16 protein-coding genes are annotated in these 25803 nt (G+C 66.6%); 7 read left to right on the top strand and 9 right to left on the bottom strand.

The window, feature by feature from the left end; all coding sequences use genetic code 11:
• Nucleotides 1-17: 17 nt before the first annotated feature.
• The 3 genes from KPL74_06035 to KPL74_06025 form a co-directional block, all read right to left on the bottom strand.
• Nucleotides 18-1283 carry a hypothetical protein gene (locus KPL74_06035; protein QWT21562.1) on the bottom strand — a complete coding sequence of 422 codons (1266 nt, stop codon included), beginning with the start codon at nucleotides 1281-1283 and terminating at the stop codon, nucleotides 18-20.
• On the bottom strand, nucleotides 1280-3655 hold the full coding sequence (locus KPL74_06030; protein QWT21561.1) for a hypothetical protein: 2376 nt from the start codon (nucleotides 3653-3655) through the stop codon (nucleotides 1280-1282). Before KPL74_06030 ends, KPL74_06035 begins: the two co-directional genes overlap by 4 nt.
• Nucleotides 3656-3878: 223 nt before the next feature.
• Nucleotides 3879-4568: a hypothetical protein gene (locus KPL74_06025; GenBank protein ID QWT21560.1), complete on the bottom strand. Its 690-nt coding sequence runs from the start codon at nucleotides 4566-4568 to the stop codon at nucleotides 3879-3881.
• A 262-nt stretch (nucleotides 4569-4830) separates the two neighbouring features.
• Between KPL74_06025 and KPL74_06020 the strand changes: the two genes are divergently transcribed.
• Nucleotides 4831-5634 carry a hypothetical protein gene (locus KPL74_06020; GenBank protein ID QWT21559.1) on the top strand — a complete coding sequence of 268 codons (804 nt, stop codon included), beginning with the start codon at nucleotides 4831-4833 and terminating at the stop codon, nucleotides 5632-5634.
• Complete coding sequence (locus KPL74_06015; GenBank protein ID QWT21558.1) at nucleotides 5631-6419, top strand: polysaccharide deacetylase family protein; 789 nt, start codon at nucleotides 5631-5633, stop codon at nucleotides 6417-6419. Before KPL74_06020 ends, KPL74_06015 begins: the two co-directional genes overlap by 4 nt.
• A 41-nt stretch (nucleotides 6420-6460) precedes the next feature.
• Here the strand turns inward: KPL74_06015 and KPL74_06010 are convergent, their stop codons facing one another.
• Complete coding sequence (locus KPL74_06010; GenBank protein ID QWT21557.1) at nucleotides 6461-8473, bottom strand: oligopeptide transporter, OPT family; 2013 nt, start codon at nucleotides 8471-8473, stop codon at nucleotides 6461-6463.
• A gap of 281 nt (nucleotides 8474-8754) precedes the next feature.
• Here KPL74_06010 and KPL74_06005 point away from each other — a divergent pair, with 281 nt between their 5' ends.
• Complete coding sequence (locus tag KPL74_06005) at nucleotides 8755-9435, top strand: hypothetical protein (protein ID QWT21556.1); 681 nt, start codon at nucleotides 8755-8757, stop codon at nucleotides 9433-9435.
• A 793-nt stretch (nucleotides 9436-10228) separates the two neighbouring features.
• On the opposite strand, the gene KPL74_06000 is transcribed toward KPL74_06005, so the two are convergent.
• The 3 genes from KPL74_06000 to KPL74_05990 all read right to left on the bottom strand — a co-directional run bounded on the left by KPL74_06000 (nucleotide 10229) and on the right by KPL74_05990 (nucleotide 12469).
• On the bottom strand, nucleotides 10229-10795 hold the full coding sequence (locus KPL74_06000; GenBank protein ID QWT21555.1) for a hypothetical protein: 567 nt from the start codon (nucleotides 10793-10795) through the stop codon (nucleotides 10229-10231).
• An 80-nt stretch (nucleotides 10796-10875) separates the two neighbouring features.
• On the bottom strand, nucleotides 10876-11823 hold the full coding sequence (locus KPL74_05995; protein QWT21554.1) for a hypothetical protein: 948 nt from the start codon (nucleotides 11821-11823) through the stop codon (nucleotides 10876-10878).
• Between the two features lie 88 nt (nucleotides 11824-11911).
• Nucleotides 11912-12469, bottom strand: a complete 558-nt coding sequence (locus tag KPL74_05990; GenBank protein ID QWT21553.1) for a hypothetical protein — start codon at nucleotides 12467-12469, stop codon at nucleotides 11912-11914.
• Nucleotides 12470-12542: 73 nt separating this feature from the next.
• On the opposite strand from KPL74_05990, the gene KPL74_05985 reads away from it, so the two are divergent.
• A complete protein-coding gene (locus tag KPL74_05985; protein ID QWT21552.1) occupies nucleotides 12543-12926 on the top strand; it encodes a GFA family protein in 384 nt (127 codons plus the stop codon).
• A gap of 1 nt (nucleotide 12927) precedes the next feature.
• On the opposite strand, the gene KPL74_05980 is transcribed toward KPL74_05985, so the two are convergent.
• Nucleotides 12928-13146 (bottom strand): hypothetical protein, encoded by a 219-nt coding sequence (locus tag KPL74_05980; protein ID QWT21551.1) that lies wholly within the window; start codon nucleotides 13144-13146, stop codon nucleotides 12928-12930.
• Complete coding sequence (locus KPL74_05975) at nucleotides 13146-21662, bottom strand: hypothetical protein (protein QWT21550.1); 8517 nt, start codon at nucleotides 21660-21662, stop codon at nucleotides 13146-13148. The genes KPL74_05980 and KPL74_05975 overlap by 1 nt, the downstream gene beginning before the upstream one ends.
• Before the next feature lie 219 nt (nucleotides 21663-21881).
• Between KPL74_05975 and KPL74_05970 the strand changes: the two genes are divergently transcribed.
• From KPL74_05970 to KPL74_05960, 3 genes are all read left to right on the top strand, one after another.
• Nucleotides 21882-23282, top strand: a complete 1401-nt coding sequence (locus KPL74_05970; GenBank protein QWT21549.1) for a hypothetical protein — start codon at nucleotides 21882-21884, stop codon at nucleotides 23280-23282.
• Nucleotides 23283-23361: 79 nt separating this feature from the next.
• Nucleotides 23362-23655, top strand: coding sequence for a hypothetical protein (locus KPL74_05965; protein QWT21548.1), 294 nt, complete (start codon nucleotides 23362-23364; stop codon nucleotides 23653-23655).
• 116 nt (nucleotides 23656-23771) lie between these two features.
• Nucleotides 23772-25712, top strand: coding sequence for a hypothetical protein (locus KPL74_05960; protein ID QWT21547.1), 1941 nt, complete (start codon nucleotides 23772-23774; stop codon nucleotides 25710-25712).
• Nucleotides 25713-25803 lie beyond the last annotated feature (91 nt).

The raw sequence follows: 25803 nt of genomic DNA, 5'->3' as shown, positions 1-25803 counted from the left end.
TCTCCTCGTTCGCTTGTTCATGCCGCGCGGACTCCTGCGGTAAACCAGGTGCGCGCCCGTTCGATCCAGCGTGGCGCGGTTTCGGGCTGCTCGGCCTCGCGCAGGCCGGCCAGGGCGACGATCCGGATGCCTTCCGCGTGGCGCCAGTGCGACGACGTCCACAGTGCCGATCCGGCGTAGCGCTCGAGGTCGGCCAGCGCGGTCGGCGAGACGCGCTGCGGATCGAGCACGTCGGTCATCGGCCGGCCATGCAAGGCGGGCACGGGTGCGGAGAGACAGGCGGCGGCGATCCGCGGCATGGCCTCCAGCGATCGCGCGAGCAGCGGTTGCACGCTTTCGTCCGCGGAGCTCGCCGGGTGGCAGGCTTCCATCGCGCGTTGCAGGTGCACCCACGGCCCGGTCGCGCCGAAGCACTGCTTCGAGAAGGCGCAGCCGAGCGCGGTGCGCAGCCAGCCGATCGGATGGGGATCGCCCATGGGCCACATGAGGATCGTTTGTGCATCGCCGACCACGTCGTACAACGCGGCGACCGAGGCGTATCCCGTGTGCAGGAAGGCGTAGACGTCGGCGGTGATCTCCGAAGCCCATGCGGTCCACATCGCCTGCAGCGGTGGATCGTCGGCAAGGACGGCGCCGATGGCGTGGCGTACCGAGGCCGTCCAGCCGGTGAGGTAAGCGACCTGGTGTCCCGTCTCGTGGAACAGCGAGGTCGGTCGATACAGGTTATGGCGCACGATCTTGATCGCCGCCACGGGCATGATCGTGCCCGGTGCCCACAGCCGCACGCCGGCGCGCAGGATCGATGCACCGGTGCCCTTGTCCTGGTAGACCAGCACGCCAGGCACCGGCTTGTTCGCGCGTTGCAGGACCGGCGCCATGCTCGCCACGGCCAGCCGGTCGAGCGTCGACAGCGTCGCGCACAGCGACGGGCTCGTCCGCGAATTCACCGCATCGCCAAGGAAATCCAGGGTCGTATCGACCTGCACGTAGCGGTGCCGGAAGCGTTGCACCGCGGCGTTGGCCTGGACGAGCAGGGCAGGGGCGTTGCGGGCCTTCTGGATCAGTGTGGCGGTCGCATCGCCCAGCGCGACCAGGTCTTCCACCGTGGCGTTCATCTGGCGACGCAGCGGAACGCCGATCTCGCGCTCGACCGAGGTCCACGCCGCGAGCGACGCGAAGTCTTCCGCATCGCGAAACGTGCGTGACGCCGCCAGCCAGTGCGCGACCTGGCGTTCCAGGTCGGCGATGACCAGGCGGTGGTCGATGGCGGACACGTTGCTCATTTCCGACCCTTGCCCGACGCCACGCTGATCGCGATGGAGGGTGTGCCGCGCAGCGCGGCCTCGGCGCTGGCCGCGGACGTGGCCTGTGCGAGCGCGTCGAGGCCCGGCACGGCGGTGAGGCGGATGCGTACGGTGACACCGGCATCGGGATGGGCCGCGGCCCGTGCGAACGCTTCGCTGTTGTCCTTCACCCAGGCCGCCAGCGCAGGCAGCACCCAGCTTTCCACGCGACGGCGCAGGCCCGCGACGACATGGCCCGGCAAGGCGTGGCCAGCCGACGGCGCGAGTTCCTCGTTGTCTTCGCTGTCCTCGTGGACGAGGCGCAGGTGGCCATGGGGCGCGGCGGCGGAGGGCTGGGCCGACGTGCGGTAGAGCGTCGACAGGGCCTGCAACAGTGCCGCGGGACCGCGACCCTGGCGGATGCTCTCGGCAAGGCCCTGCGCATCGGCTTCGGAAAAATACAGGCCGACGGTGATCGTCGACCGACGCAGGTTGGCCACCGTCCATGCGCGGCTCGGCGCGAGGCGGGCCGCCGCTGCGCGTGGCGCGGCTTCCGACAGCACCAGGGCACCGGCCGCCCCGATCGGTTCGATCAGGTAGAAGCGCTGGCCGACGGCGATCCGCGTACGGGACTGCAGGAACGCCGGTGCGGTGGCGACGCCGAGCTTCGGCTCGTGCAGCAGCAATCCCGCCGCTTCAGGCGTCAACGGATGCACCTGCGACGACGCGGCATGGCCGCTGCCGCCGTTGGCGCGGTCCACCCGGAGCATGCGTGGCAGGGTGGTTCCCGCGACGGCTTCGTAGATATGCAGCCGCGCACGGACCGGGAAGGTCGCGCCGGCAGCACGCAGCACGGCCCCGACGGTCGTGCCGCCAAACGTCGGCAACGCGTCGGCGATCTGCGCGGTGATCTCCACCTCCGGCGTGCGACTGTATTTGCGATAGGTACGAACGCTGCGCGGGCGTCGCGCGACGAAGGTGCCACCCAACGACGGTGCCTGGCGCAGGGCGGCGCGCACGAAGCGTTGCGGGAAGTGCGTGGCCACCGCTTCGCCGAACGCATCGGCGGTGGCGAGCTGGGTCAGGTCTTCGTTGTCGAAGATGTATTCCTCGCTTTCAGCAAGACGCCGCGTCGTGTCCTCGACCACGCTGGCCAACGCGACCGGGCCGGCCTCGTCGATGCGCGATGCACTGGTTTCACCGTTCGTTTCCAGTTGGACCAGGCGCAGGCCGGTGTCGACGATCGCGCTCGACAGCGGTGCGGTGAGCGTTGGGCCGACCCAGCCGCGGATCACCTGGCCCAGGTAGCGTGCGAGGAACTGGACGACCTTGGGCCGGCCGACGAGCTTGATGCCAAGGCGCAGTGCACCCAGCAGCGCTGGCACGAACTGTTCGATCGCGGGAGCGAGGTCCTCTTCGTCGCGCGCCGTGCGGATCCGGTCGATCAGCTCACCGCGTGCCTCGGCGAGGCGCTCGAGGGCCCGGCCGTCCGCCGGCGCTTCGCGGTCGGCGTCTTCATAGGTTTCGCCGGCAAAGTTGTTCGCCGAATCGGAGACCAGGGCTTCGGCCAGCGACGCATCGAACGATTCGGCGAGTGATGCCGGGTCGGCCAGGCTGGCGGGCGAAGCGACGCCTTCATAGGCGCCGCCGCCTTCCTGCCATGTTTCGGAAGCGATCTGCTTCGCCAGCGCCCGTGCACTGGGTTGCAGCGCGACCGGAAGCCGGCCGATCGCAATGGAAAGGACCCGCTTCAGCAGCGGGTTGATAAGCGCGCGAAGCTTCTGCAGCACCGGCCCGAGCAGGGTGCCGGCGACCTTGCCGACCACCGAGCCCACGCCTTTCGCGGCCTTCGCCACGAATTTGACCGCGCTCTTGGCCTTCTTGATCAGGGAGCCAAGGAACTCTTCGCCGGCCGGGGTCAGTTCGCCCGGCTGGGGATCCAGCCGATCCAGCGCTTCACCGAGCTGGTCTTCCGACATGGCGTCGATGTGCTCGCCCGCGAGCCCGGCTTCCAGCGATGCGAGGTATTGCTGGGCTTCGAAGCGGACGGCGGAGAGTTGCGCATCGCCATAACGCTCGCGCTCGGCGGCCGACGCGGGCGATTCGTCGGTGAAGCGGTCGGCGATGGCCTGCTCGGTTTCTTCGGCGAGGAAGGCGACGGCGCCATCGAAGGCTTCGTCACGCAGCTGGGCAAAGGCTTCCATCAACATCCTATCGGTCTCCGATTCGGATACCGGCATCCCGGCCGCTTCGGCGAAGGGCGTGTAACTCACCTCGTACGACGACGGCGCTTCCGTCGTGGCCGTAACGTCCTCCGATGCGTAGACAGCCTCATCGAAGGGGTTCCGCTCGGATTGCTGGTCGATCGTCATGGGAGGGCTCCACGCGGGTAGCAGGTGGCGCCAGTCGACCACAGGGGCCATCCACGGCTGTGTGCCGGAGCGTTGCGTGGGTGCTGCCGGTGCGTGGGCGGTGCATCACGGCGTCGTGGCGTTTGCAACGCGGTGGCATGGACGTGCCGTGCAACGGGCGTCTTCGCTGCGTCGCGCCGGCGTCCGCCAGGCGTCCACGAAACGTCCGGGATGACGCATGGCGTCAGCCCGATCGACCCAGCCCCACCACGCGCTCGGCCAGCGCCGGATCGGGCGCGACGCCCAGCTCGCGATCCAGCTGCGCGGCCAGCGTGCGAAAGCAGCGCACGGCGTCGTACCGGTTGCGCTGGGCGAGGTGCGCGTCGATCAGGGCCTCCGCCGCGGATTCGCGCAGGGGATCGGCGGCCATCGCCGCGGCGCCGGCCTGGATCGCCAGCGCGTGCTGGCCTGCGGCGAGCATGCTGCGACAGATGGCTTCCAGCGCCTGCACGCGCAGGAGGTGGAAGGCTTCCTGTTCGGGCAGAACCCACTCTTCGTACCAACCGGGGAGGATGTCGTTCGAGAGCAGGGCGATCTCTTCCAACGCCACGGATTCCCCGGCGAGCGCACGCGCGGCGACGGCGTGCGCCGTTTCGAGGTCGCAGTCGGCATCGAGGACGAGGTCGTCGCCCAAGGTGGAAATCCAGCCCCCGGGAACGTGCCACAGCGCGCGGCGCAGGTTGGCGCGACCCGCGTCGTCCGGCATGTCCGGCCAGAGCTGGGCCGCCGCGACGCCACGCGGCAAGGGCTGCCGTTTCAGGGCCAGGTACGCCAGCAGGCGCCGGCCGGGCAGGGACAGCCGCATCATCGGGTACACGCCAAGGCGCCCGAGGATGGCAATGTGACGCGCGATACCGTCGGCGATCTTTTTCACCACCAAGCGCCCCCGCGGCGCGTGACTGCCACGCCGATCGTAAGCGGTGGATGAGGCAGCGGGCGTGGCGCACTTGCCGCGACTGCACGTATGGTTCGCCCCCAAGCGCAGGAACATACGCCTCGGTGGGGAAGGGGGCGATATAACTTTCGGTCTAGTGGGCACGCAGGGCGCGTCGTGAGCCGGGGCATAGACCCTCCGACCAATCGCGAGCGGCGGAGCAGGGCGCCAGAATGGGCCGCCTCCACACTGAGTGCGATCCATGCGCACCGTACTGATGTGCCACGCCGACGACAGCTTCGACCGCCAGGGCCTGGCGGCATGGCTGGCATCGTTTTCCGACCTCGCCGGACTGGTCCTGATCGAGGAGACCGGCGTGCAGAAGCGGGCGCGCGTACGCCGCGAGCTGCAACGCGTGGGTCCGTTGCGCTTCCTCGACGTCCTTGCGATGCGCTTCTACTACCGATTCCGGCTCGCCGCGGCGGACCATGCGTGGATGGACGCCAGCCTCGCGGCGCTCCGCAACCGTTTCGGCGACGTGTCCGGAGTGCCCGAGCTGCGCGTCGCCAACGGCAACGCGCCGGAAGTGGCCGCCTTCCTGGCCGAGTGCAAACCGGACCTCATGATCGCCCGCAGCAAGCAGCTGCTGGCACGACGCATCTATCGGGTTCCCAAACACGGCTGTCTGGTAATGCATCCTGGCATCTGCCCCGAGTACCGGAATGCCCACGGCTGTTTCTGGGCATTGGCCGAGCGTGACCTCGACCGCGTGGGACTCACGCTGCTGCGCATCGATGCCGGCATCGACACCGGTCCGGTCTATGGGTACTTCACTTATCCCTTCGACGAGGCGAACGAATCACACGTCCGCGTGCAGTACCGCATGGTCCTCGAGAACCTCGATGCACTGGCCCAGCGCATGCGCGACATCGTCGCCGGCACGGCGCGGCCGGTCGACGTCGCGGGCCGGCAAAGCGGCGTATGGGGCCAGCCCTGGTTGAGCCGCTACCTGCGCTGGAAACGCGCCGCGCTCGACAGGCACCCCACCGCGGTGCCCGCCGAATGAGCCTCGCCACGCTCATGTACCACGACGTGGTGGCCGCGGGCCGCTGGGACGATAGCGGTTTTCCCGGCAGCGCAGCGGCGCACTACAAGCTCGACGTCACCGCCTTCGACGCGCATCTGGACGCCCTGTGCGCTGCAGGAACGCCCTTCGCCGATCCGAACGCCGTGGCGGCCGGTACCTTCGAAGGCTGTCTGCTGACCTTCGACGATGGCGGCGCAAGCGCCCGCTCCACCAGCGCGGTCATGTTGCAAAGGGGCATCCGCGGAGCCTTCTTCATTACTACCGCACGCATCGGCACGCCAGGCTTCGTCACCGCGGAAGACCTGCGTGCTATGCACCAGGACGGGCACCTGATCGGCAGCCATTCGCATACGCATCCGGCGAACATCGCCCAGCTCGATACGCGCGCCTTGCACGAGGAATGGCGGCGAAGCGTCGATACGCTGGAAGAGGTGCTCGGCGAAAAAGTGCTTACCGCATCCGTGCCGGGCGGCTTCATGTCGACGTCGGTGTTGCATGCCGCGGAAGCCGCCGGCATACGCACGTTGTTTACCTCGGAGCCCACCACGCACGGGCAGCACGTCGGGACCTGTGCCGTGCTGGGTCGCTACGCCCTGCTGCAGGACTCCGCACCGGCCATGGCCGTGGCACTCGCCAGTGGCGAGGGTGGGGCACGACTGAAGCAGTGGGCGGCGTGGAACGTCAAGAAGCCGCTGAAACGCTGGGCCGGCCCGGTCTACCGCTTCGCCCGCGAGCGCCTGTTGCACGATCGCATGCAGGCCTGAGGTTCGGTCGCGCCCGCATCACGCAGGCGCGACCGGTTGGATCACTTCCTCCCGATGCCGTTGGCCATGCGGGCCACCCAGCGATACAGGAAGATCACGATCAGCGCGAAGACGATGCCGCCAATCCACTGCGCCTTGCCGCCGAAGTCTTCGCCCACCAGCGCCAGTGGCGCCTGCAGGTTGCTGAAACCCAGCTTGTCGGCGAAGGCGACGATCGCGGCGATCACCACGCCGATGATGCTCTCGCCGACGATGAGGCCCGAGGCGAGCAGCACGCCGAGCTGCTTCGTGCTCTCCGGACGTGCCGAGCGATCGGCGCGGCGGTCGAAGTACCAGCCGACGACCGAACCCACGACGACCATCAGGGTGCTCACGGTGGGCAGGTAGATACCCAGGCCAACGGCCAGCGGCGGCATGCGTGCGCCCTTGGTGGTGCGCGCGAGGATTTCATCGATGGCGATGATGGCGATACCGATGCCGACGCCGATCTCGATCAGGCTCCAGTCGATATTGCCGGTGATAACGCCCTGGGCCAGCGCGGAGATCAGGCCTGCCTGCGGCGCCGGCAGTGCGTGGGCACCCGCGCCTGCCACGCCGACGAATCCGTAGGCCCGGTTGATCAGGTCCAGCACCGGCGGGATGACCGCCGCGCCGGCGATCACGCCGATGACCAGCGCGACCTGCTGCCGCCACGGCGTGGCGTCGACCAGCTGGCCGGTCTTCAGATCCTGCAGGTTGTTGTTGGCGATCGCCGCGACGGTGAACACCACCGAGGTGATGAACAGCGCGAAGGCCACCATCGCCTTGCCTTCGGCGACGCCGACGTACGGCTTGACGAAGGCAACCAGCAACAAGGCGGCAGCGATCACCACGAGGATGCCCACGCCCGACAGCGGGCTGTTCGACGAGCCGATCAGGCCGGCCATGTAGCCACACACGGTCGAGACGAAGAAGCCCATCAACACGACGAAGGCGACGCCGCCGATGGCCAGCACGCCGACGTGGGCGCCGAGGCCCGCCGTATTGGCGAAGTAGCCAAGCAGCCAGGCAATCGGCACGAAGCAGGCCAGGGTGACCAGGCCGACGATGCCGATCGGGATGTCGCGCTCGGTGCGCGGCAGGGTGTCGGCGTTGCCGGCCTTGCGGACCCTGGCGGCGGCCATGGCCGAGGTCAGCCCAGTGATCACGGGCTTGACCAGCTTGGCCAGGGTCCAGATTGCCGAGACGCCGATCGCACCCGCGCCGACGAAGCGCACCTTGTGGCTCCAGGTCGCGTTGGCGAGGTCGGACATCGGCTGGGTCAGGTCGCCGAGCATCGAGAAGTGCGGCACGCCCCAACCCCAGCCGATGATCGCGCCGATCAGCATGGCGATGCCCACCGACAGGCCGACGAGATGGCCGATGGCGAACAGGGCGAAGGACAGGCTGAAGTCGAAGCCGCTGACGGCACCGCGGTCGTTGACGCGGAAGTAGCGGACGAAGTCGCTGGCGAACACCTGGGTGGCGACGATCACCGCGAACACGGCCGACGCGATCGATCCCCACAGCACGGCCAGCAGGCCGGCACGGCTTTCGTCGACGCTGTTGGCATCCGCGTCGTCGCCGCTACCGACCTTCAGCACCTCGGCGCAGGCGAGGCCTTCGGGGTAGGGCAGGTCGGAGTTGGTGACCAGTGCACGGCGCAGCGGGATCGAATACATCACGCCCAGCACGCCGCCGAGCGCGCATACGGCGAAGGAGGTCCAGAACGGGAAGTCCGCCCACCAGCCGATCATGATCATGCCGGGCAGCACGAAGATGATCGACGACAACGTGCCCGCCGCCGAAGCGATGGTCTGCACGATGTTGTTTTCCTGGATGGTGGAATCCTTGAATCCGCGGAGCAGGGCCATGGAGATCACCGCCGCGGGAATCGAGGTGGCAAAGGTGAGGCCGGCCTTCAGGCCGAAGAACACGTTGGCGGCGGTAAACACCACCGTGATGATCACGCCGAGGACCAGGCCGCGAACGGTCAGCTCCTTGCGATTCTCGGTTGGGAGGTTGGTGCCGCTCACGAAAGTCGTCCGTTCATGTGGTGTCCCCTTGGTGCGCGCCTTGGTCGGCGTGGATACGTAAGGCCCGCCACGGACGGCAAGCCAGCGCGTAGGGTTGCCGGATTTGGCGGGAATCGCAATGGGGCGGCGGGGCTGGGGACGTCGGAAGGCTTATTGCCGGGCGCCGAGGCGCGTGTTATTCACTTGCATTGGGAAAGTGAATAGAAACAACGGGACTGGGGCGTTCCTGCGGATGGGCACGGGATGAACCATCGTTCGCAGCGTAGTGATGGAGAACTCGAATGAGCGCACAGACTCTTTCCGTCAGTCCCGCCCAGGGAACGCGACGTGCCGGCTGGTTGGCGATCGTCAGCGGCATCGTCGGCCTGGCGGCCTTTGCATGCCTGATCGTGTTCCTGGTGATGCGGCCCGCCGACCGGCAGACCGCACACATCCTGCTCAGGAGCCATGACGCGGGAGTCATCGTCCAGTCTCTGTGCCTGATCCCCCTGGTGCTCGCACTGAGCGCCATCGCTCGTCGGCGTTCGCCAGGTTCGGGGAGGGGCGGGGCGATCGCGGCCGTTGTGTTTCTCACCCTTATCGTTGCCCTGATGGTGCTGGGCTCCGCCAGCATCGTCGCGGATGTGCTCTACATGGTTCCCCAGGGCGCGCTTGGCGTATGGCTCATCGTCGTCTGCGGGCGGAACACGATCGGGCTGTCGAAAGGCCTTCGCTGGCTGGGCGTCGTGGCGGGAGTAGGGCTCGTGTTGGTCGGTGTTTTCCCGATCGGTTACGCATGGTTCGTCGACCCGGCCATCCTGCACGGCCCTATTTCCGATAACGGTCACGCGCCTGCGGGAACCGAAAAGGCGAACCAGATCATCCATATCCTGCTTGCCGTCGGCACGCTGATTGGTTGTCCGACGTATCCGCTTTGGAGTGCTCTAACTGGGCGTTGGATGCTTTTGAGAGGCCATCGATAAGCATGCGCGGAGCCGACTGTCCCGGACAATCTTCGGTGAGAAGCCGTTGACCATGAGGGCGTTGCTCACGTGCGGCTTGGTTTCCACTCTGTTAGCCGGGTGTGCTTCGAGCAGGCCATCTGAGCTTGCGCCACCATCTGCTTTCTCGCTTGTGGTTGACGACAACCCGAGCGACCAAAGGTTTGACGTTCATCTCGTTTCGCACGCGTCGCAGGCGCTTTGCATGAGTGTCGACAGCTGGCCTGGGTCAGGCCAACGGCCTCCTGGTTTTTTTGGTGCCGAAGTCAGTGCCTCGGACGGGGTCCACAAACTGAAGCCAACGGGCGATATGTATTGTCCCGGCGGATGTGGCACGGTCCGGATCGAGCCTGGGGCGTCGCTCGATGGAAGCATTCCTTACGACAGCTTCGAGAACGGCGAGCAGATATCCAGGGATTCACGGCGGTCGCTGCACTGGGAGGTACGGCCGAGAATCTGCGGGCGCTAGGCGAGCATCTTTTGATAAAGATGGGTCGGTCGGTAGCTTTGGACGCAACGAGACAGGGCGTTCGGCCTACACCGGAATCCATCCATATATGCGCATAATGTATATTATGTCGTCTAAGGACTACACGAGAATCAGGGATTCCCTACGTCATGGATCCGTCCCCGGTAACGCAGGCTTTCGCTTTTGACCGCTGCGGCGTGCCGCCCCAGGCACTGGCCAGAACGTTCTCCATAGCCAGGAGAGCTTTGCCTGCGTCGAACCAGTCAACGGACATTACGTTTAAGACTTGGCCGCTAGACTGAGCGGTTAACCATCAACGACCTTTCTACCAGCATCCTTGGGCAACTTTGCATCAATAATTTCTACCGGATCGAACACGTATTCACCGTTCAATAGCCGCACGACTCCGACTACGTCGATCGGAAACTTAGAGATGCACAGAAACTGTTGATGCGTCGCTTGGCATCGTCGTTCTTTCGCGGCGTAAAACGCCTTTACGGAAGGTTGTTCGCCATGTCTTCCAATACTGATCAATCGGCCGCCGCCGGGGCACTTCGCATCAGAAATAAATTCCCAGTGCGCTCCGTCTGATTCGTACGTTCCTGCCAATCGAACTCGGGCGCCTTCGTAGGCGTTCATGTGTGGCGCCAAGTCGCAAATGGAGACTTGGACTGGCCGCAAATTTTCTTGCGTGGATTCGTTGTTGGCGGAAGCATCGGCCGCCATGGTCAGGCCAACCACTCCAACGCAAACCAAATCGACCGTCGCACAGCCAGCTACAACCATAGCCAGTGCCGCCGCTCCAACGCGCAGGCGGTATCGATCGTTCCCCAGTGAATCACGGCCGTGTCCCCGCTCGAATCCGTAAGGCATTCCCTACCCCTCTCTGATGGAATCCTCAACACGTCTCTAGTATTTAGCACGGAAGGCGGGCGCCGCGTGCGTGCGTGCCACTAGCCAGCATGGAAGCAGCTCGTAAAACTCGGATCAGGCGGACCCGAGTAGAAGAAGCTCTTCTGGAATGCCTGGCTTGCCCACTCACGAGCAGCATCATCGCCCTCCGGTCCAACGCTGGCGGCAAGCATGGCGATGGCCTGGTCCAGGGTTTGCGCAAACTGTGAGCCGTCGGGCGTACCCATGCGCAGCAGGCGGGTGTACCTCAGTCGTCCAGCGGGATCGATTTGGGCGAGGTAGACCTCATAGCCGGCGGGGTATGGCGGGTTGTAAGTCGAGAGCATGGCCTCGACCGCCTGCCAGCTCCCGCGGTCGATGGCGGCCTTACCCAGGCGCATCGCATCGTCGCGATAGGCCCTGCCTTCGGCATCGCTGAGGTGGCGACCTGGAAATACAGGTGTGAGGAGGCACGCGGCCGCAGTATCGTCGCCCTGCTCCGCCGCCACCCGTGCGAACTCGTAGATCCGTCCGTTTGCGAGGAGCGCATCCGTGCCCTCGCACGCGTTGGCGGAGGCCTCGACCCGCTGGATGTTCTGCGCCACCTCATCAAGGAGCTTCGCCTGCCTCGCCTTTCCGGCCTCTCCTTCCGCCTCGAAGTAGCCGCTGCTCGTGGTCAACCAGTCCTGCCTGCGGGCCAGGTGATCCAGCGACTCACGGACCGTAGCGGTGTGGAGGCACGCCGCAGCTTCGCCAAAGAGCCTTTCCGCGGCGATGGGGTTCCCGGACGCCGCTTCGCCGTACAGTCTGGCAAAGGAGGTGCGCAGCGGCACGCCCTGGGGTGGAAGCGCCGTTGATGCTTCGCCTGGCGAAGCTCCCGCAACGGCTTCACCTGACCGTGGGCGCGCGTCGCTATCGCCTGTCGAATGGCTTGTTCGCAAGACCAGCGCTGCGGTGCCAACTGCGACCGCAGCTGCCAACGCTATGACCAGGATGAGTCGTCGATTCATTGTTTCTAGGGCGCCTTCGGTTGTCGGTCAGAACGACCCGCAGTCCACTACAGGAAGATAGAAGCCGCTTGATCCACCGATCGTCCGCTTATCTAAGACCAAAGTTGAACACACAGTCGGCATCGGCAGGCCGACCCGCTACCGAGGCATAGGTGATGCCCAGGGTGACCTTGCCGACGCGACCTTCCATCGCCCGCGCATGCGGAGCCGGCCCGCGTGGTGGTGACGGAGATGGCGCAGGCGCCGTCACCGCGGCAAACACGTCATGCATTCCGTAGCCGGCCTTCAGCGAATCGACTTTTACGCACGCACCAGGGCCCACGGTTCCGGTGATGCGACCGACCTGCGTCGGTGTGTCCGGTTCGACATACAGGTTCGACAACGACGTTCCGTCATCGAAGAGGACGTCACTCCCACGAAGGGTTCCACGGGAATCCCCCGAGGCGACGAGTGAGACGCCGTGGCTGGCGAGGGTCTCGGGCAGTCGAGGCGATGCGAGGCCTTCCTGACCTACGGCATCAACGAATGCCGAAAAGGTTTCGAAACGTACCTCGGAGCGCGCCTGGGCACAGGTCACGGTCAATGACACGAATGCGCACAGGAGCATTGTCACTTTTGAAGATGTTTTGCTCATCAGCCGTCCCATGCTGTCTGCTTCATTCCAATTTGATATATAGCGTGTTCGCGCCGCCAAGACACAGCCGCCACGAGGCACAGCCATGATGACCGAAGCGCGCTGCCGATGTAACGCCGTGACCTGCCGGGTAGATGGCACTCCCTTGCGGTGTGGCATCTGTCATTGCCTCGATTGTCGGCGCCGAACGGGCGCTCCCTTCGTGGTCTTCGTCGTTTTCCGATCTTCGGATGTAATCGTCACCGGTGCAACAAAGCAGGTGGAAAGCAGGACGGACCGCCGGGAAGCGTGCGCGGCCTGTGGATCGGTGATGTTGTGGGCCGATGACGATGCACAGGAAATCGAGCTCTACGCCGGTCACTTCCCCTCAGCAGGACTTTTTGCGCCGGGGTACGAGGTGTGGACCCAGCGGCGAGAGCCCTGGCTGCCGCCCCTGCCCATCCCTCAGTACCCGCGCGATCGTCGCTGAGCTACAACGGCGGCGCAAGCACCCCCGGTGCCCACTCCGCCGCCTTCCTGTGCCGCAGCTGCGTTTCCGTCAGCGTATGCACCTTCCCTGTTCCATCGTGCACACGCGTGGCGCAGGCCTTGGGTTCGGTAGCCGCGGCCTTGTCGTAGTCGCGCAGCATGGCTTCGCGGATCTCGTGCGGCGCCGGCGAATGCCGGTCGCTGGGCGGGAGATTGACCATCACACCTCACCTCTCTCGGGCAGGTAGATACACAGCACCTTGTGTTCGACGTCGTCGTCGGCCAGGGGAAGGCTGTCGCCTTCGAGCAAGGCATCGTCGAGGGTCAACGACGTGGCTTCACCGGGGCCGGCGCGGCGCAGCTCGATCGCATACGTCGCTGTCAGGTGCCGGTACGTCATCGTATAACCCTCCCACCTCGCCGGCACGCGGGGCGCGATACGCAGGCGGCCTTCGACGAGCGACAGGCCGAGCAGCGATTCAATCAGCAGCCGGTACATCCAGCCGGCCGAACCGGTGTACCAGGTCCAGCCACCACGGCCGACATGTGGGGCCACCGAATAGACGTCGGCGGCGAGCACGTAGGGCTCGACCTTGTATGTGTCGACCGACGCCGCATCCCAGGTATGCGCGGACGGCAGGATCATCCGTGCGAGGTCCCAGGCGTGTTCCGTCTGGCCCAGGCCTGCGAAGGCCATGGTCGCCCACACCGCGGCATGCGTGTATTGCCCGCCATTCTCACGCACCCCTGGGAGGTAACCCTTGATGTAGCCCGGATCCATGACCGTACGATCGAACGGCGGATCCAGCAGCTGGATCAGGCGCGCGGCTGGGCGTACCAGGTGCGCGTCGAGCGATTGCATGGCCTGGCGGGCGCGCCCGTCGGTGGCTCCCCCGGAAATCACCGCCCAGCTCTGTGCCACCGCGTCGATGCGACACTCGTCGTTGCTGGCCGAGCCCAGCGGCGTGCCGTCGTCGAACCATGCGCGCAGGTACCAGTCGCCGTCCCAGGCATGCGCTTCGACACTCGCGGCAAGGCGGTTCGCCTCGTCGGTACAGTGCGCCGCGAAAGCCTCGTCGCCGCGGCCTGCCGCCATCGGCGCGAATTGCCGAAGGACGTGGATGAGGAAGAACGCCAGCCAGACGCTTTCGCCCTTACCGCCCTCGCCCACCCGGTTCATGCCGTCGTTCCAGTCGCCGCCACCCATCAGCGGCAGGCCATGCTCCCCGCGCGGCGTCGCGTGTTCCAGCGCCCGGACGCAGTGCTCGTAAAGCGTGCCCCGGATCCCGGAAAGACGCGGAAGGTCATAGACGGATTCCTCTTCGGGACGCAGGGCACGTGTCTCGAGATACTCGATCGACTCTTCGAGCACGGCCACGTCCCCGCTCGCAAGGACATAACGACTCGCGGCGAGCGGCAACCAGAGGAAATCGTCCGAGCAGGTCGTGCGCACGCCTCTCCCCGACGGCGGGTGCCACCAGTGCTGCACGTCGCCTTCGACGAACTGGCGGCCTGCGCAGGTCAGCAACTGCGCCCTCGCGATCGCGGGCGCGGCATGCTGGGCTGCCATGGAATCCTGCAACTGGTCGCGGAAACCGATCGCGCCACCGGATTGGTAGTACCCACTGCGTGCCCACAGCCGGCTCGCGATGGTCTGGTAGAGCAGCCAGCCGTTCGCGAACATGTCGATGGCCGGTTCTGGGCTTTGCACCTGTACCGCGCCGAGCAGACCATGCCACTGCGCACGTACGTCGGCGAGCTCACGCGCCGCGGCGCCGTCCTGGCGGAAACGATGGACCAGCTCACGCGCTTCTTCCGCGTTGGCGCCCATGCCGAGCCGGAAGACCACGTCGCGCGACTCACCCGGTGCGAGGGGAATGCTCACGCGCAAGGCGCCGCACGGGTCCAGCCCTGCCCCGACCCGGTTGGTCCAGCCCTGCCGCCGCATGGCTAGCGGCGACGAGGCGCGACCGTTGCGGCCGAGGAAATCGCCACGGTCGCCACCCATCTCGCGGTCGGCGTCGCCAATATCGAAGAACGCGATCCGACCGGGGAACTCGCCGTTATAGGCATTGCGTGCGAACAAGGCCCCGGTGCTCGGGTCGACCTCGGTCACCACGTGCATGGCGTTCTTCTCGCGGATGTCGCCGAGCACCCACTCCACGTAGGCCGTCGCCGTGAGCAGGATCGGGTCGACACCGTGGTTGGTGATGCTGAGCACCTGGAACCTGACGGGGGCGTCGCGGGCGACGAATACCTCCAGCCGCGTCGCCACGTTGCGCTCCGTGTGTTCAAACACGGTGTAGCCGAAGCCGTGGCGGGTGGTATAGCTGCCCTCCCCGCGCATCGGCAACGCCGACGGCGACCAGGCGTGGCCGGTCGCCTCGTCGCGCAGGTAGAGCGCTTCGCCACAGGCGTCTTCCACCGGATCGTTCTGCCACGGCGTCAGCCGGCAGCCGTGCGCGTTGCCGGCCCACGTATACGCGCTGCCGCTTTCCGAGATGACGCTGCCGAAGCCGGCGTTGGCCAGGACGTTGCACCACGGTGCTGGCGTGGCGGCACCCTGCTCCTGCACGATCACGTATTCCGTGCCGTCGGCGGAGAACGCACCGCTGGCCTGGGTGGCGGCGAGTGCGCGCTCAGGCACGCCCGGCAGCCACCCCGCCGGTGCGGCGATCGGCGGACGAGGCTCGACATGATGCCGTTCCATCTGCTCCTGCAGGGAGCCCAGCGTATCCACGACGACGATGCGTGCGCTCGCTTCCATCACCAGCCTGTCTTCGTACGACAGGGGTTGTGCCGCGCGGATGTACACGCCGCCGGGGCGATCCAGCAGGCTCGCCTCCGCACCGGAGGCGAGCAGTCCGATCAGTGCATCGTGCAGGGCCTGGCGGTAGCCGGTGCTGTCTTCGTTCCAGATCACCAGGTCCACGGCGAGCCCACGCAGCCGCCAGTATGCGGTGGCGCGGATGAGGTCGCGGGCGATATCAAGGCGTGCGATGTCGCCGATGCGGAGCAGGACGATGGGCAGGTCGCCCGAGACGGCCTGTCCCCAGAGTCCGGACTGCCCGCGGGTGTTCGCTGCGATGAGCGATGGGGCCGCGCGCATGGCCGTGTTCGCGTAGATGATCGAGGTAGCCATGTGCTCGAACAGCTGCGCATCGGCCAGCGTGGCATTGGCCTGGCGCAAGTTCACCTGGCTATGCGTCCAGGCGAGGTCGAACACACGGTCGCAAAGATGGCGGTCGCGGTATTTCTCGATGAGCCGCATGCAGTGGCTGCGTTCGTCGCCGATGCCGGTGACGAAATCGAGCGTCGCGGTCTGCTCGGGCTCGAGGGTGATGCGTACGCGGATCGCCACCACGGGATCCAGCACCGGCCCCGCGGTGCCGGAAAGACGGCGGGTCGCGGGCGACAGTGCGACCGGATCCGCCGTGCTGCGGCCACGGCCGATGAACTGGGCACGGTCGGTCTCGTAAGAGATTTCGTCGATGTCGGCATCGTGGACGGCGACCAGGTGGCACATCCACGGCGACTTCTCCGCCGAGGAGCGCGGACGTCGCGTGCAGAGCAACGCCTGCACCGATGGCACGATCTCGGTGGTGACGAAGAGCTTGCTGAAGGCGGGGTGCGCGGTATCGCTGGCGGGATCGGCGAGCACCACCTCGGCGTAGCTGGTCAGTTCCACCGTGCGCCGGGTCTTGTGGCGATTGGTGATGCGGGTACGGCGCAGCTCGATGTCGTCCTCGGGCGAGACGACGATCTCCGTATGCGTTTCGAAGCCCCGCTGGCGTACGCGGAACTCGGCGCGTGACTCGGCGAAGATGGCCTCGAAGCGTTCCGTTTCGCGCATCACGGGCTGGTAAGCCGTGCTCCACACTTCGTCGTTGGACGGATCGCGCAGGTAGCAGAACATGCCGTGATGATCGCGCGTGAGGTCCTCGCGCCAGCGTGTCACCGCCATGGCATCGCGCCGGCTGTAGCCGCTACCGGCGCTGCTCACCATGACGTGGTAGCGACCGTTGGACAGCAATTGCACCGCCGGGCGCGGCCGGTTCGGATCGGTGAACAGGCGCAGCCGCGACTCGGGGGCGGCGGCCTGCTGCACGCTGTCGCCGATGCCCGTGTGCTTGAGGTATTCACTGGAGGAGAAAGGTACCCGTTCCTGCAAGAGCAGCGTGGTGGCCATCACGTTGGGGTCCGACTCGAACCGGCGGCGCATGGGCTGGTCGAGCAAGGCGTGGCCGATCGCCAGCAGCGACATGCCCTGGTGGTGCGACATGTAGGACTGCACGACCGCCGCATCCTGCCCCGGACGCAGCCGCGAAGGCGTGTAGTCGACCGCTTCGTACAGCCCGTAGCGACCGGCCATGCCGGCCTCGGCGAGGCGCCAGAGATTGCTGGTGGCCGCCGCCGGCGACACCATCAGCGCGAGCACGGTCGCGTACGGCGCAATGACGAGGTCGTCGCCGAGGCCACGTTTCAGGCCCAGCCCCGGCACGCCGAACGCACGGTACTGGTAAGTCATCCGCGCGTCGACGGCGTTGTACCCGGATTCGGACACGCCCCAGGGGACGCCGCGTTGCTTGCCGTACTCGATCTGCCGTGCCACGGCATTGCGCATGGTCTCGTCGAGCAGGCTGCCTTCGTACGTCGGCATGACCAGGCCCGGCATCAGGTACTCGAACATCGAGCCTGTCCAGGACAGTAGCACCGGCAGGCCGTCGGCCGTGGTCAGCAGGCGTCCCAGCGAGAACCAGCTCTCCTGCGGCACCTGTCCCTGGGCGATCGCTACGAACGTGGTCAGGCGCGATTCGGATGCAAGCAGGTCATAGAAGGACACGTCCAGCGCATGACGCTCGAGGTCGTAGCCGATCGAGAACAGGTGCCGGTGCTCGTCGTACATGAAGGTCTGGTCCATCACGGCGAAGTTCGCCGCATCGGCCGCGGCGGCTTCGAGCAGGCGGACCTGCGAACGGGCTCGCTCACCGCGCTCTGTACCTTCTTCCGTGGCGATCTGGGCGAGCGACGGGATGGATAACGTACCCACCCCTGCGCCATGCCACGACGTCGCCTCGGCAACGAGGTCGGCGCATTGCGTCGCCAGCTGTCCTAGCCAGAAGGCGGCATCGTCGGCGGTCTCCAGCGATAGCGACGCGTGCAGCGCTTCGGCGCGGGCACGCTGGTCCAGCGCGAATTCCAGCACCTCGCTCATGGACGCGGGCGGTGCATCGATGGCCATCGCAAGATCGCTCGACCAGTCGCGCAACCCCACCGGACTGGCGATCGTCAGCGCCGACTCGAGCACGCCGAGCGTATCGCGCAGGCCGCCGATCGATTCGCGCCGGAACACGGGTTCGTCGACCAGCGCCAATAAGCCACGCTGCAGGGTGATCAGGTGCCCTGCGAGGTTGCCGCTATCGACGCTGGAAACATAGCGGGGATGCAGTGGCTGCAGCGTCTCGGTGTCGTACCAGTTGAGGAAGTGGCCCCGGTACCGCTCGAGCTGGCCAAGCGTCCCCAGCGTGGCGCGGACGCGTTCGAGGACGCGGCCGGCACCCAGGTAGCCGAAGTCGTACGCGGCGAGGTTGGCCAGCAAGCCCAGGCCGATATTGGTCGGCGAGGTGCGCCGCGCGACGTGCGGCTGCGGAACCATCTGCAGGTTATCCGGTGGCAGCCAGTGATCGTCGGGCCCACCGTGTGTATCGAAGAACGCCCACGTGCGTCGTGCCAGATGGCGCAGGAAGGTGAGATCGGTGTCGCCGGGCGCGTAGCGTCGACTCGTCGGCGACCGGCTGACCCACCACGCGATCACGGGCGAGATCGCCCACAGGAGCAGCCAGGGCAGCGCCACGGCCACGACCATGGGCCGCAGGATGATCAGCGGCACCGCCACGGCGAGGGCCGCCGCGGGGCCGGCCCACAACGCGGTCCACGGCACGCCCCGGTGGTCACGGCCGAGCTTTGCCACGACGCTCGAAGAACGCCACTCGAGCAGGTGTCGCCGGCTGATCGCGACGCGCCAGACGGATCGGAACATCGCGTCCAGGCCCGAGTGTGCGTCATGCGGTAGCGATGCGATCGCCAGCAGGAGCCGGGCAGCATGGTTGCCCAGCGCGGCAAGCGCGACATGCGCCTGTTGCCGCCAGCCGATGTCGCGCGGCTTGCGCACGGCATCGAGGGTGGCCTGCAACAGGATCGGCAGCAGCGCCATGGAGAGCACCGCGAGCGTCCAGGTCACCACCGGCGCGACCGCGAACCAGCCCACGACCAGCAGGAGCAAGGTCGCCGCAGGGACGACACTACGGCGCAGGTTGTCGAAGATCTTCCAGCGGGACAGGCCGTCCAGGTCGTTGCGCCGCCAGCCCTCTGCCGACGGCACCACGGGTAGCAGCCAGGGCAGCAGCTGCCAGTCGCCACGCATCCAGCGATGGCGGCGCTGGCTTTCGTCGACGTAGCGGTCGGGCATGGCTTCGAAGACGAGCACATCGCTGAGCAAGGCGGACCGGGCCACGCAGCCCTCGATGAGGTCGTGGCTGAGCACGCGCTCGGGCTCGAAGCGACCGGCCATCGCATGCTCGAAGGCATCGACGTCGTAGATGCCCTTGCCGATGAAGGATCCCTCGTGGAAGAGATCCTGGTACACATCGGAGGTGGCGCGGGTGTAAGGATCGACACCGGCATCGGCGCCGTAAAGCCGGGCATGCAGCGAGCGCGCGAGGGCCGGCAGCGCGATGCCGACACGCGGCTGCATGATGCCGTAGCCCGACGCCACGACCGCATGGTTGGCATCGAATACCGGCCGGTTCAGCGGATGATCCATCGCGCCAACCAAGAGATGGGCCGTGTCGCGCGGAAGATGGGTATCGGTATCGAGCGTGATCACGTAGCGAATGGCCGGCAGCTCTTCGAAGCGTCCCACGATGAGCTGGAAGCGCTCCCTGCCCTGCCCTCTGAGCAAGGCGTTCAACGCGGCCAGCTTGCCGCGCTTGCGATCCGCACCGATCCAGCTTCGTTCGGTTTCGCTCCATTCGCGGGGTCGATGCAAGAGGAAGAACCGGTCAGTCCCGCCAGCGGCATAACGCGTGTTGAGCGCATCGACGCGCGCCTGCGCGTGCTGGAGTATCGCTGTATCGCCTGGCAGCGTTGGGGACATCGCGTCGGTAAAGTCGGTCAGCAGTGCGAACCGCAGGGCATCGTCGCGGTTCGCCAGGAACCGGATCTCCAATGCCTCCACCAATTCATCGACATCGCCCAGCTCGCCAAGCAGCGTCGGTACGACGACCAGGGTGCTGGCCTCGGCCGGGATGCCCTCGCTGTAATCCATGCGGGCAAGTCGGTCGGGATGGGTCAGCAAGGACGTCGCGAGGTTGAGCAGGCCAAGCGCGAACTGACTCGCCAGTATCGCGGCGCCCAGACCCAGCACCACGACCATCACGGCGCCCCGATCCGCGACGCTGCCTGCGCTCATCAGGGCGAACGTAAGCGCTGCCGTGGTCGTGACGAAGATCGCCAGTGAAAACGGGAATGGCGACCTGGGCAGTGAAGCGACACGCGCCTTCGTCCGGCCGCCGGCGATGCCTAACTGCTGCTTCAGCGCCGGCAGGCCGTCGCTCTTCAGGTGGTAGCCGACGTGCCGGGACAGGCCTGTGCCGGCCTGGCTTGCTTCCAAGACGGCGCGCGCGACATGCAGTTCGTCGAGCCTGCCCTTGCGCGCGAGTCGCTCGATCCGGTGGCGGTAGTCGTCGCGACTGGCGAAATCCATCCGTGCGTAGACGGCGGCGGGGTCGGCGCGCAAGGTCGCTTCGACCAGGCTGGTGCGCTCGACCAGCTTTTTCCAGTCGATCGTGGCGAGCGTGCGCAGGCTGCCGATGCTGTTGCCGATCGATACCTGCTGCGCGGCCTGCTGCTGCGACTCCATCTGGACGAGGTAGTCGATGCTCTGGCCGGACTCCGCGAGCCGCTGCTCGACCCAACCCAGCGGCATGGCAAGCGCCGGGCCCTGCCCCTGCAGCCGTCGGACGAGCTCGGCGACAAACGGCGCGCTCATCACGGGCGACGAGCGCGCCATGTCCGCGACGACGAGCACGACGTTCTTCGCGTCCTCGGCGGCTTTGCGGGTCATGGCGTTGGCCCATCGCGTCGCACGCCGACGGCCGGCCCGATCGAGCGTCACGCGCACGGCGATGCGGCGCAGGTTCTCGATCAGGGCGAGGCGCAGCATGATGGGCACGGCCCATAGCTCGCCGAGGTTCAGTGGCGCGATCGACTGATAGGAAACGAGGAAACGCGTGATGGCGGCCTCGTCGATGCGGCCATCGCCGTGGGCGATCACTTCCAGCGCGATGTCGTAGGCACGCGGCAAGCCCTTAGACGCGCCGTCGTCGAGCTGCACCAGCTCGCGGCTGTAACCGTCGGGGAAATCCCGCTTGGCCGTGCGGATCTGCTCCTCGATGAGATACAGGTTATCCAGCAACCATTCGCCGGCCGGCGTCGTCGCCTGGCCGTGTTCGCTCGCCAGCATGAGACCTCGGCAAGCGTCGAGCAGGGTTTCTTCGTTGTCCGCCAGGCGTGGCAACAGCCATTCGGGCGTACGCACCTTGGCGAGCCGGTGGCGGCTGGCGAGGATCGGCCCGTGGGCTTCCAGTTGGTCTGCGTTGAAGAGCTCCGCGCGTATGACAGGCTCACGCTCGATGCGTGCCGAGGTGCGTCTCCGGCGAACGCCAGCCAGGATCAAGTCCCCGCCGAACGTGGTGCGAGGATCTTCATGGATTTTGGTCCTGCGAGGGGGCGGCACGCTCCCGAAGCTGCCAGACTCCCACCCAGCGCGTTACGGCAGTGAGAGGGTCACGTGGCGACGGCAGGCGCAGGCCCGCACATGGCACCTGTGATGCACATGCGCCCTGCATATCCGTCCCGGCACAATGCTTGAGCCCTCGTCAGACGATTCGAGCCGATGCGCCCTTACCCGCTCCTGCTTGCCGCCCTCCTCTCCTGCGCCCTGCCCGCCATGGCGGGCGATCTCTCGCCGGGCCAGGCTGCTGTGCTGGCCTTCGCCCCCACTACGGAGCAGGCGCCCCGCGAGCCGATCCACGTTCGGGCCGCCCGATCCTGGCAGGCCGCGGCAGGATCCATGCCGTACGAAGCCTCCGTCGATGAATACCCAGCGACCGAGGCAGGCCAAACCGTAGGCCTGGTCACCACCTTCGGCTACACGAAGCTCCCGGCCGACCGTACGCGCCCCGTCGTCTTCCTGTTCAACGGCGGCCCCGGCGCGTCGTCCTGGTCGCTGCACCTGGAGGGCTTCGGGCCGGTCCGCTATGACCCAGGCCACGACGATTTCGCAAGCAACCCGGACACCTTGCTCGACGTCGCCGACCTTGTCTTCATCGACCCGCTGGGGACCGGTGCCAGCGCCCCGTTCCACGGGACCACGCCCAGGGCGGCATGGACGGCGGAAGGCGATGCCCGATTGATCCTCCAGGCGATGGACGCCTGGCTGGCCAACCACGGCCGCGAGGACGCCAAAGTCTTCGTCGTTGGCGAGAGCTATGGCACGGCGCGGGCGACGGCGATGCTGCACTTTGCATCCGCCGAGGACGCATCGCGCATCCACGGGGTCGTGCTGCTTTCGCTCGCGCTGGGTGGACTGCCCGATCCTGCGATGCAGGCGAGCGGCCGACTTCCCAGCATGGCCGCCACCGCGTGGTACCACCACAAGGGCAGCACCGGGCTGCCGTCGGGGGCTGATGCCTACGCCCGGGCGGTGGACACGTCGGCCGCTTCGCCAACACAGATAAGCGACTGGACCGGCACCGCTCCCACCGCCGGCGAAAAGAACACCGGCGTGCCCGAATCCCCCGCATTCCGGCACGACCTGCTCAAGGACCAGGGCCTGGTCGTCGGCAGCCTCGACACACGCGCCACCGCCGACAAGACCCTTGGCTCGCTGCCACCGCCGTACAACGACCCCGGCATGACCCTGGGCAAGCGGCCCTCCACCCTCATGGCGCGTTACCTGCTCACGCTCGGCTACCGCTCCAACGTTGCCTACCGCATGCTCAACCTCAGCATCAACAGGAGCTGGGACTACGGTGGCGGCCCGGACCAATGGCCATTCGCGGGCTACCTGGCAAGCGCGATGCAAGCCAGCCCGTCGCTCCGCCTGTTCACCGCCGGCGGCATCTACGACCTGAGCACGCCGGTCTACGCGGGCATCCTCACCCTGCGCCAGGCTGGCGTCCCCAGCGACCGTTGGAGCAGCCACGTCTATCCGTCCGGGCACACGATCGGGGAAGACCCGGCGCAGCGGCCGGTGCTCGCACGGGACTTGCGGGCGTTCATCACCAGGAGGTAGTCGCCAGCCACACGGGTGTGCTTACATGGCGATCGGACCTCGCGGTTTTCATGTCAGTCACGTCCGGGAGCGCGCATCCATGCTGGTGATCGCAGGTCTCTGGGGAATCATCGCTGGCGCGGTCGTCACCCGCCTGCTGGCCCTCCTGCTTGGCAAGACATCGCGAGGCCGATGGTCCGCGTTCGCGTTGTCTTCCCTGATCGGGATTCTTTGCGCTGGCTACTTCGTCACGTCGACGCCCGGCGACGTTCCAGCCTTAAAGCTGTGGATCCTGGCGATGCTCGACGGAAGCCCGGCGACCGCCTTCATCGTGGCCTGGATTCTCGCCGCGCTCGCCGTGACCGTCACGCTAACGGCGCGATCCCGTCGTTAGGCCGAGTCAGCCTGGTCATCACCGTTGGCGGATGTCAGAAGGTGAACTGCCGACGGCCCCTTTGCGCGCCACCGATGCCGGACAATAATTGGCGCCCCGCCTGCCTTGGAATGCGTATGCCGTCGCCTGCCCGCCGCTTGCCCGTCGCAGTGGCTCTTCTTGCGTGTGCGTCAGCTTGCGTCGCTGCGGCGCCGGCGGCGAAGCACCCGGGCGGAGTCGATGCCGCGCAGGAGGCCACCGGCGTGATCGCACCGCCGACCGACCGCGCATTCGCGGGACAGATCACGCTCGACGTGGATGCCACCGACACGGCGCAGAAGATTTTCCGGGCACATGAAGTGATACCGGTCCAGGCCGCAGGACCACTCACGCTGCTCTACCCGGAATGGGAGATCTCCAGTCATGGCCGCACCGTCTCTGCGGCAAGCCTGGCCGGCCTGGCCATCACCGCCAACGGCGTGCCTATTCCCTGGACGCGTGACGCCGTCGATATGCACGCGTTCCACCTCTCGGTTCCGGAAGGCACCGGCTCGTTGATGGTCGACCTGCAATACATCACGCGCGTGGATGAGCACCTGCTTCGCGATGACCTGGTCAGCGTCGCCTGGCAGCACGTGCTGGTTTATCCCGCGGGCTGGTCGGTGCGAAACATTCCCGTCCAGGCAAGCCTCAAGCTGCCTAAGGAAATGACCCTGGCGTCATCGCTCACCACGGCCGGCTCCGATCCGGCGACAGGAGAGACACGTTTCAGTCCGGTGTCGCTTGGCACGCTGCTGGATTCTCCGGTACTTGCCTCCCGATTCTCCAAACGCGTGGCCCTGGGCGCTACCGGTCAGCCGCCCATGCAGCTGGACGTGATGGCCAGCGACCCGGCTGACCTGGCGATAGGCGCTGGCGACCTGGCTGCATTGAAGAAGCTGGTCCGCGAGACCGGTGCCGTCATGGGACGCCCACCTTACGATCACTTCGACGGCCTGGTCGTCCTGAGCGACGACTTCTCCACGGGTGGAAACGAGCATGTCAGCTCCGCCGAAATCCACCTCCCTGCTGGCTATTTTCGTGAGCCTGCCACGCAGCTGAACAATCGCGACCTGATTGCACACGAGCATGTCCATGCCTGGAATGGCCGCTGGCGGCAGCCTGCCGACAGCTGGGTGGCCTCGCCGAACGTCGTCGCGCGTAACAGTCTGCTCTGGGTATACGAGGGCCAGACCGAGTTCTGGGGTCGCGTCCTCGCGGCGCGCAGCGGCATGCGCACCGTCGAGGAAACGCTCGACAAACTCGCGATGGACGCTGCCTCGGTGGCCCAGGTCCGGGGCCGGGCATGGAAGAGTCTCGAAGACACCACCAACGACCCCCTCTACGTCACCGGGCGGACGACGGTCTGGCCCGAATGGCAGCGTCGCAAGGATTACTACGGCGAAGGCGTGCTGCTGTGGCTGGACGTGCACGCACAGCTCGACGCGCAAAGTCATGGCCGGGTCGGGATGGACGACTTCGCCCACCGCTTTTTTGCCGTCACTGGCACGCCGGGCGACGTATCGACGTACACCATGGCGGATATCGCCGGCACCCTTGCCGGCCTTGCACCGGGTGACTGGCAAACCTATCTGAGCCAGCGCCTCGAGGCCAGGGATGACCTTGTTTTGCAGGGTTTGCAAAAGATGGGTTGGACCCTAGCCTACACCGATACGCCCACGGCGACGTTCCTGCAGGATGAGAAAGAGTCGGGTGCGACGAATCTAAGCAGCTCGATCGGTCTGTCGGTCGACGAGAAGGGACGCGTCGTCGGTGTCGTGTGGGACAGTCCCGCGTTTAAGGCCCGGATGGCTCCCGGCGAGACGATCACCCAGGTGAATGACCAGCCCTTTACGAGCGCAGGCCTTCTGAGTGCGGTCCGCCAGACGCCGCAGCATCGCGTTGTGTTGAGCTGGAAACTCGACGGTAAGCCGCACACGGCGGAACTGGACTACGCGCAGGGTCTCCGTTATCCGCATCTGCAGCGCGACCCGACGCGTCCGGACCGTCTCACCGCGCTGTTGCGGCCCAGGACGTGACGAAGCGGGCACGCCACCTGCGTGCCCGCCGCCAGGCGCGCTTGACGCCCCGCCCCCACGCCTTCACACTTTTTACCTGCCGCGTCAGGGG

Origin of the sequence: Bacillus sp. NP157 (assembly GCA_018889975.1) — a bacterium.
Lineage (GTDB): Bacteria > Pseudomonadota > Gammaproteobacteria > Xanthomonadales > Rhodanobacteraceae > Luteibacter.
The sequence above is the reverse complement of the archived record's forward strand: the minus strand, read 5'-3'. Positions and strand labels throughout refer to the sequence as shown.